This is a genomic window from Vibrio sp. Y176, from assembly GCF_033438945.1.
The window spans coordinates 1-706 of record NZ_JAWOQS010000517.1 but is presented as its reverse complement, the minus strand read 5'-3'; the positions used below and the strand labels follow the sequence as shown (position 1 = coordinate 706).

Here is a 706-nt window from a genome sequence, read left to right as displayed (position 1 = left end):
CGAGGGAACTCAGTTGCTCGCACTTAATGAGAATGACGCTGGCTTTGTCATTGTTGAACGTGAAAAATGGTTGAGTGTTATCGATCTCTTGGCGCATGACATCGATGCTGAAGTTACGTTTTAGCTCGTTATCGAACCAATCTGCGAAGTAGTTCAGGTTGATGTAGTTATCAAAGCAATGCTCGAGATGCTTGTAGGTCACTTCCATATCGCGGTGGATGGCGTCGTTCTTTTTGCCTTCGATAAATTGCAGATGCAAATCTTGGAAAAAACGGGAGAAAACCGTCGCAATCGGGTCACGGATTAATGTAACGATCTTGATTTGCTCGCGCTTTTGCAAAATGCGCTTGCGTTGATTCAGAACCAAGCGGTACATTGCGCGATTTTTAAAATCGAAGAATTTACTCACATCCTTTTTGTTGTGGTACATGTGAAATTCTTCATGATCGTCAAACGTGTGGATGTGATAGCTCGGAATGTTACGCGCTTCCAAAGTATGCTCGATAGACGATGAGCCCACTTTCCCCATTTGATACACCAAGACGAAGTTATCAGCCCGAAGTTCTCGGTTCTTTTCAAATTGTCGAGCGATAGAGTATTTCATTGATCAAATCCTTGATTATTAAAATTCGTGACTTTTATTGACTGGCAGCGAATGGATGACTGTCTGAGGTTCTGGTGTTCGTTTTCGACTGATCATAACTGG

At 42.8% G+C, this 706-nt stretch carries 1 protein-coding gene; it reads right to left on the bottom strand.

Features of this window, described 5'->3' with window-relative positions:
* A partial coding sequence (locus tag R7O13_RS27060; protein WP_140145597.1) for a putative capsular polysaccharide synthesis family protein occupies positions 1–604 on the bottom strand: 604 nt, incomplete at its 3' end.
* Between the last annotated feature and the right edge of the window lie 102 nt (positions 605–706).